This is a genomic window from Bacillus cereus group sp. BfR-BA-01441 (assembly GCF_022663075.1).
Classification (GTDB): Bacteria; Bacillota; Bacilli; order Bacillales; family Bacillaceae_G; genus Bacillus_A; species Bacillus_A cereus.
Window position 1 is genome coordinate 1 of sequence record NZ_JAKUEU010000167.1, and the last position, 4,126, is coordinate 4,126.

The window sequence follows — 4,126 nt, forward strand, 5'->3', positions numbered from 1 at the left end:
CCCTTAATTGTGAAGCATGAGCAAGCGATGAGTTAATTAACTCTTTTATAGAATGGGGTAGTTATGTTGTTTTTATACATAAAAAATGTTTAGAAAAGGATGTATATACATGTAACGTTCGACTATTCTAAAGCGTTATCCTTCATCGGTGAACATGAAATCACTTATTTACGTGATGCAGTGAAAGTAACACATCACGCAATCCACGAAAAAACTGGAGCTGGGAACGATTTCCTTGGGTGGGTAGACCTTCCGCTTCAATATGACAAAGAAGAATTCGCTCGCATTCAAAAATGCGCAGAAAAAATTAAAAATGACTCTGACATTTTACTTGTTGTAGGTATTGGTGGTTCTTACCTAGGAGCACGCGCAGCAATCGAAATGTTAAACCATTCTTTCTACAACACGCTTTCTAAAGAACAACGTAAAACTCCACAAGTGCTATTTGTTGGACAAAACATTAGCTCCACTTATATGAAAGATTTAATGGACGTATTAGAAGGTAAAGACTTCTCTATTAACGTTATTTCCAAATCAGGTACAACAACAGAGCCAGCGCTAGCATTCCGTATCTTCCGTAAGTTATTAGAAGAAAAGTATGGAAAAGAAGAAGCTCGCAAACGTATTTATGCAACTACAGATAAAGCGCGTGGTGCATTAAAAACATTAGCTGATAACGAAGGTTACGAAACATTTGTTATTCCAGATGATGTTGGAGGTCGTTTCTCTGTATTAACGCCAGTTGGTTTATTACCAATCGCAGTAAGTGGCTTAAATATTGAAGAGATGATGAAAGGTGCAGCTGCTGGTCATGATGACTTCGGAACATCAGAACTAGAAGAAAATCCAGCTTACCAATACGCAGTAGTTCGTAACGCTTTATACAATAAAGGAAAAACAATTGAAATGCTTGTTAACTATGAGCCAGCACTTCAATACTTCGCTGAGTGGTGGAAACAGTTATTTGGTGAAAGTGAAGGAAAAGATCAAAAAGGCATTTTCCCATCTTCAGCAAACTTCTCAACTGATTTACACTCATTAGGTCAATACGTTCAAGAAGGGCGTCGTGACTTATTTGAAACAGTTCTTAAAGTAGGTAAATCTACACATGAACTAACAATCGAATCAGAAGAAAACGATTTAGACGGATTAAACTACCTTGCTGGTGAAACTGTAGACTTCGTAAACACAAAAGCATACGAAGGTACATTACTTGCACATAGCGACGGGGGAGTACCAAACTTAATCGTAAATATTCCTGAATTAAATGAGTACACATTCGGTTACCTTGTATACTTCTTCGAAAAAGCATGTGCGATGAGCGGCTACTTATTAGGCGTGAATCCATTTGACCAACCTGGAGTAGAAGCATACAAGAAAAACATGTTTGCTTTACTTGGTAAACCAGGATTTGAAGAATTAAAAGCAGAATTAGAAGAGCGTTTAAAATAATAAAAAGCGACCGGATTCCGGTCGCTTTTTATTATTTTATCGAAAAGTCCATCAGTATATTCAAACTAAAGTGGGTATGCTAAAGGAAAAGTCTAGGAGGGATGGGCTTGATTCCGATTCAATCAAATTTAGAAGGACGTACATATGCGTTATATAAGTTAGAAGAGATTATGAAACCACTTGGATATAGCATTGGTGGTAATTGGGATTATGATAAAGGATGCTTCGATTACAAAATTGATGAAGAAGATGGGTATCAATTTTTACGAGTTCCATTTACAGCCATTGATGGAGAACTAGATGTACCAGGCGTAATAGTTCGTCTTGGAACGCCGTATATTCTTTCGCACGTATATCAAGACGAACTAGATGATAATGTGAATACTTTAACAGCTGGAACAAGTGGAATGGATCAATTTGCTGAGCCGAAAGATCCAGATGGAGATGTGAAAAGAAAATATATCAATATTGGGAAAGTGCTCATGCAAGAATTAGAGCGTCATTTTACTAATGGTGAATAACAATGAGTATGTCGCTTTCAATGAGAACAAAGGAATGAACTGGATTAATCATATATTGTTCGTCGCGCTTTATACCTAGTAAGAGAATGTTTTGCTTTAAAAGAGTATAGCTACAATTGGCAAAAGTTTGTCCGGTGCAGGACGATGGAAGCTCCATCAGTTGTAATTTATTATCAGAGATTTCGTCGTAAAGTGAAAATAGTACACCTGAAATGGAAGGGAATAAAAGAGAAGCGGTAAATACATAGCTCGTTAATTTATTTCCTTCTATAATTTCTGACACGCCAGCTCTCGTTGCATTTTGTATTTGTTCAGAAGTAAGAAGTTCAGCGATGCAGTGAATGTTTGGGTTGAGCCCTTTTGCAGTTAAAATATTTAAAATGGACTGTGTATCCGCTAAGCTTTCGTTTTTTTCTTTATCAGCTGTTATTAATATGGTGTGTGCCGTTGCAATATTGGCCTTTAATAAAGTTTGATCGTGATGCGGACAACCTTTTATAAATTCTAAATGATGAAATGGTTTTGGGAGTAAAGAAAGTGTTTCATCAATTAAAACGATATCAAGGTTTGGTTGTAATACGTGCATTTGCTTTACAACATGTTTTGCGCGCTCATTCCAGCCAACGATAATCATATGACCGTTAGAAGTAGCGGCTTCTTCACCTTTAATTTTCATATATTGTTTATTAATCATTTCAGTAGCAAACAGCACCATATAATAAGAACAAAAGCCAGTTCCTAATAAAATAATACTTATACCTATTAGTTTTCCTATCGTCGTATGGGGAGCAAAGTCGCCATATCCAACTGTAAAAATGGTAACGATTGACCACCAAATTCCGTCAAACCATGTAGTGAAATGAAAAGGTTCTAATCTATGTATAAGAAAACCGGAAAAAGCAGTCAGTACAATAATAAAACAAATTAAACGAAAAATAATGGAATCACGAAATGTATCTACTAAATTCGGACGGGATTTCAATTGCCTATTCCTCCTTACTTTGTAGGACTACATTCATTGTTGCCATTATAGAAAAAAGAAAAACTCTCTAATTAAAGAGAGTTTGTTTTACGTTACATACTTTCCACTTCAGTTTGTTGGACACTTTCAAGATGCTGGAGAGCATAGTAAACATCAGCAGTATGTCTTTTTTGATCAATGGATAGTTTAAGATGTAAATAGTGAGAACCGTTTTCTAATGTTTTAAGCTTCATATTCTTAACTTTTATATCCATTTCTTTTATTTCTTCAATTACGATTGGGATATTGTCCATATTTCGTACAACAAGTTTCACAGCGATATCACGTTGACGAAATGATCTAGGGCCTACATATTTCATCGCGAGTGGTATAAGTTCGACACTAATCATAAGGAAACACATTCCGAATATCGCTTCAATATAGAATCCGGCCCCAACAGCAATACCAATACCAGAAGCACCCCAGATCATAGCGGCAGTCGTGAGCCCTGCAATGCTATCGTTACCTCTTCTTAAAATTACGCCAGCACCTAAAAAACCAATTCCTGATACAATTTGAGCGGCAAGTCGAAGTGGATCCATATTCATATGATCGGTATGTGGTAAGTTATAAGCTGCTTTAATAGAAACAATCGTTAGGAGGCAACTAATAATAGAAATAACTAAACACGTTTTTAAACCAAGTGGTTTCCGTTTTAATTCACGTTCTAAACCAATGGCAAATCCTAAAATAGCCGAGAGACCTAGTTTGATTAATAAATCGGTATAGTCCATATATATTCCTCCCTGTATGATATGCTATATGAATAAAACGCTTATTATAGAAAGAAACGTCTTTTGATAGAGTAACTTTATATAAAATATATGTAGGAATTGCTCATACATGAAAGAGATATTTCGTTTAAGTATATGATATAAAAAAAGAAATGTGGGCAGTTTTAAAAAAAGTTTATAAAAGGTGTTGCATTTCATTTTTCACCATGATATATTAATAACCGTCGCTGATGCGGAAACGCAGAAAACGACAAAAAAGAAATTGAAAAACTTAGTTGACATCGAAAAACGAAGATGTTAACATAAGGAAGTCGCAAATGAGCGACCAAGTAGTTCTTTGAAAACTGAACGAAACAAACAACGTGAAACGTCAATTTTTATTTTAGATGCTAGACAAA

The 4,126-nt window shown here is 35.6% G+C and carries 4 protein-coding genes; 2 read left to right on the plus strand and 2 right to left on the minus strand.

Annotated features, from left to right (window positions below):
- Positions 1-99: 99 nt before the first annotated feature.
- Complete coding sequence (locus MR107_RS29330; protein WP_242293096.1) at positions 100-1,452, plus strand: glucose-6-phosphate isomerase; 1,353 nt, start codon at positions 100-102, stop codon at positions 1,450-1,452.
- Positions 1,453-1,559: 107 nt separating this feature from the next.
- Positions 1,560-1,973 (plus strand): YugN-like family protein, encoded by a 414-nt coding sequence (locus tag MR107_RS29335; RefSeq protein ID WP_000612334.1) that lies wholly within the window; start codon positions 1,560-1,562, stop codon positions 1,971-1,973.
- Here the strand turns inward: MR107_RS29335 and MR107_RS29340 are convergent.
- Together MR107_RS29340 and MR107_RS29345 are read right to left on the minus strand one after the other, a co-directional pair.
- Complete coding sequence (locus tag MR107_RS29340; RefSeq protein WP_000842320.1) at positions 1,960-2,955, minus strand: potassium channel family protein; 996 nt, start codon at positions 2,953-2,955, stop codon at positions 1,960-1,962. The genes MR107_RS29335 and MR107_RS29340 overlap by 14 nt on opposite strands.
- A 92-nt stretch (positions 2,956-3,047) precedes the next feature.
- Positions 3,048-3,728, minus strand: a complete 681-nt coding sequence (locus tag MR107_RS29345; protein ID WP_000386676.1) for an MgtC/SapB family protein — start codon at positions 3,726-3,728, stop codon at positions 3,048-3,050.
- Positions 3,729-4,126: the final 398 nt, after the last annotated feature.

Bases quoted from the DNA above. Each gene is read 5' to 3' on its own strand.
- MR107_RS29330 (WP_242293096.1), top strand. From the start codon at position 100: ATGTATATACATGTAACGTTCGACTATTCTAAAGCGTTATCCTTCATC.
- MR107_RS29345 (WP_000386676.1), bottom strand. From the start codon at position 3,728: ATGGACTATACCGATTTATTAATCAAACTAGGTCTCTCGGCTATTTTA.